Origin of the sequence: Ferruginibacter sp. (assembly GCF_014377975.1) — a bacterium.
Lineage (GTDB): Bacteria > Bacteroidota > Bacteroidia > Chitinophagales > Chitinophagaceae > Ferruginibacter.
Genome location: NZ_JACMOO010000017.1, coordinates 1 through 3599, shown reverse-complemented (window position 1 = coordinate 3599; position 3599 = coordinate 1). Strand labels below are relative to the sequence as shown.

General features: G+C 40.5%; 4 protein-coding genes. All 4 read left to right on the top strand.

The window, feature by feature from the left end:
• A partial coding sequence (locus H7254_RS01160; RefSeq protein ID WP_301931234.1) for a hypothetical protein occupies positions 1 to 333 on the top strand: 333 nt, incomplete at its 5' end.
• 104 nt (positions 334 to 437) lie between these two features.
• Positions 438 to 1043: a DUF1080 domain-containing protein gene (locus H7254_RS01155; protein WP_301931233.1), complete on the top strand. Its 606-nt coding sequence runs from the start codon at positions 438 to 440 to the stop codon at positions 1041 to 1043.
• Between the two features lie 131 nt (positions 1044 to 1174).
• Positions 1175 to 2902, top strand: coding sequence for a GMC oxidoreductase (locus H7254_RS01150; protein ID WP_301931232.1), 1728 nt, complete (start codon positions 1175 to 1177; stop codon positions 2900 to 2902).
• 196 nt (positions 2903 to 3098) lie between these two features.
• Positions 3099 to 3599: DUF1080 domain-containing protein (locus tag H7254_RS01145; RefSeq protein WP_301931231.1), on the top strand; the 501-nt coding region annotated here is incomplete at its 3' end.

Sequence of the window (3599 nt, the reverse complement as noted above, 5' to 3'; positions counted from 1 at the left end):
TTCACCTTAAAACCGTTACCGGTAGAAGCCCAGTTTTCTACCGTAAGCGGTATATCGGTTAGTGATTACGATGGCGATGGAAAGGCAGATATTTTACTGGGCGGTAATTTTTACCAGAGCAAACCAGAGGTAGGTATTTACGATGCCAGCTATGGCTTGTTACTGAAGGGTGATGGCAAAGGAAATTTTAAAGCAATTAGTGCAGAACAAAGCGGAATATTGGTAAAAGGCCAGGTAAGAAATATTACTCCTGTAAAAGCAGGCAAAAAAAATCTGATCATTTTTTCGATGAATAACGAAGCACCAAAGATTTTTGAAACGATCAAAAAATAAAAATAAATTCACCCATAAAGCTTGCACATATGAAAAAAACGTTGGTTAGTTGTTTATTTTTATTTACCTGTGTTTATGCAAATGCGCAACAGGTATAAAAGAATATGGAGCCCTTGTTTAATGGTAAAAATTTTAATGGCTGGTACAGCTTTCTTGGATCAAAAGGTAAGAATAATGATCCTGAAAAAGTATTCAATATTGAAGAAGGATTGCTGCACATTTCAGGAAAAGAGTTTGGGTATATCGCTACTGAAAAGGAGTTTAACAATTTTCATTTGGTGGCAGAATTTAAATGGGGCGTAAAAAAATATCCGCCAAGAGATGCAGATACAACCAAAAGAGACAACGGGATCTGTTATTATATGCCTGCTGATGCCAAAGATACCGTTTGGCCAAAATCAATCGAATGCCAGATACAGGAAGGAGATGTGGGAGACATGTGGCTCATCAGTCAAACCACCATTATGGTGGACGGTAAGCGAAGTATTCCCGAGAATTTTCACAGGATATTTAAGAAAAAAAATGCAGAAAAGCCAACGGGTGAATGGAACCGGGTGGAAGTAATTGCCAACAAAGGAAAAATAACTTATCTGGTAAATGGGGTTGTAGTAAATGAAGGAGAAGATCCGAGTGTAACAAAAGGAAAAATTTTGATACAATCCGAAGGAGCTGAAATTTATTACCGTAAAATTGAAATCTCTGAGTTATGATAGCGGCCCCGCTTACTGTAATGTTAAAAGCATTTTCAAATGATTTTAGTTGATATAACAATCTTACATTGTAAAATAAATTAGGCAATTCTGTAAAAGATAATTTTCAATAACTATATAAAAAAGAAGTTATGCCAGGTGACTCCACAAACGTTAACAATAAATCGGTTACACAAAATACCTACGATGCCATTGTAATTGGCTCCGGTATCAGTGGCGGATGGGCCGCAAAGGAACTTACAGAAAAAGGATTAAAAGTATTGATGCTGGAGCGGGGCCGTCCGCATGAACATATAAAAGATTATGTGTCTGCCAGTAAAAATCCATGGGATTTTCCTCACCGCGGCAAGGCGCCACTGCAATATAAAAAAGACAATCCTGTAATTTCAAGAGATTGGGCTATGTATGGCACTGCTGCGCAGGAAGCCATTTTGGATAGCTGGGTAAATGAAAAAGATTGCCCCTATGTTCAGGAAAAACCCTTCGCCTGGTGGCGCAGTTACCAACTAGGAGGGCGTTCACTTTTATGGGGCCGCCAGAGTTATCGCTTAAGCGATATTGATTTTGAAGCCAATGCAAAAGATGGTATTGCGGTTGACTGGCCGGTTCGGTACAAGGACATGGCTCCCTGGTATGATTATGTCGAAAAATTCGCTGGCATCAGCGGTTCAATAGAAGGCCTGCCCCATTTACCCGACGGCCATTTTTTGCCACCGATGGAGTTGAACATCGTTGAGAAAGATGTAGCCGCAAGAATAAAACAGCAATACAAAGACCGCCACATGATCATTGGTCGCGTAGCAAACTTAACTGCACCTTTGCAGGCCAGAACACAATGCCAGTACAGAAACCGTTGTTGGGAAGGTTGTCCGTTTGGCGGCTATTTTAGTACGCAGTCATCTACTTTACCTGCGGCCACGGCAACCGGAAATTTAACGGTGAGGCCCTGGAGTATTGTTACCAAAATTTTGTACGATAAAAATACAAAGAAGGCAACGGGCGTAGAAGTGCTGGATGCAGAAAATAATAAAACTTACGAGTTCAATGCAAAAATTCTTTTCCTGAATGCCTCAACCTTAAACAGTGCATGGGTATTGATGAATACTGCAACAGATATTTGGCAGGATGGATTGGGCAGCAGCAGCGGTGAATTAGGGCATAACATTATGGACCACCATTACATGCTGGGTGCACAGGGAACAATAGAAGGGTTTGAAGATAAAACCACTTATGGCCGCAGGGCGAATGGTTTTTACATCACCCGCTTTGCAAATTTGTATGGCGATAAAAGAGATTTCTTAAGAGGCTACGGTTACCAGGGAAGCGCCAGCAGGGAAGGCTGGAGTCGTGAGGTTGCAGAATTAAATATAGGCGGAAATTTTAAAGAAGCGCTGACAGAACCAGGTGCATGGAGTATAGGGGCCACCGGGTTTGGCGAAATATTACCTTATCATGATAATAAGATTTCATTGAATAAAACGGTGAAGGATAAATGGGGCTTACCTGTATTAACGATGGATGCAGGATTGAAAGAAAACGAATTAAAGATGCGCAAAGACATCATTAAAGAACTGGTGGCAATGTTTGAAGCAGCGGGTGTAAAAAATGTTACTACCTGGGATAAAGATTATAACATTGGCCAGGGCATTCATGAAATGGGTTCTGCACGCATGGGTAATGATCCAAAAACATCAGTATTGAACGGACACAACCAGGTATGGGACGCATTGAATGTATTTGTAACCGACGGCGCTTGTATGACATCCAGCGCCTGCCAGAATCCATCCTTAACTTACATGGCATTAACAGCAAGGGCGTCGGAGTATGCAGTAAGCGAATTGAAGAAAGGAAATATTTAAAGCATTTGATTAAATTATAATATTAAGGATCGGTTAATTGGGTATTAAGTACAGTCTTGATTTTTTTGTTAGTTTTTTGCACCAAGGTAAAAAAGTAAATAAGTGCCTGCAGCAAGCATTATTTTAGCGAATTAACCACCTCATTAAGATTACAAAGTAGTATAGATTATTTCAAAACAAAATCAATATTTAAACAATGAAACAACACCTATTTTTTACAGCAATTTTGTTGGGTAGCTTTTTAAACATTCATGCACAAAATGCAAAACCCGAAGACACTGAATATTATATGCCCGTGCCAAAAATCATCACACCCGGCAGTGGGTATGGTGTACCGCCTTCTGATGCAATAGTATTGTTTGATGGAAAAAATCTTGATCAATGGGCGCCAACCAATGACAGCACTTCGAATAACAAATGGACGGTGGCTGATAATTGCATGACGGTAAATAAAGCCAACGGCGACTTGCAGACAAAGCGTTCATTTACGGATTTTCAATTACACATTGAATACCGCATTCCCGCCAACGTTACCGGCAGTGGGCAGGCCCGAGGTAACAGTGGTATTTTTTTAGCAGCACTTCCATGGGGAGCCGGCGGTTACGAATTGCAGGTATTAGACAATTACAACAACACTACTTATGTAAACGGACAGGCAGGAAGCATGTATAAGCAAACACCTCCATTGGTAAATGCC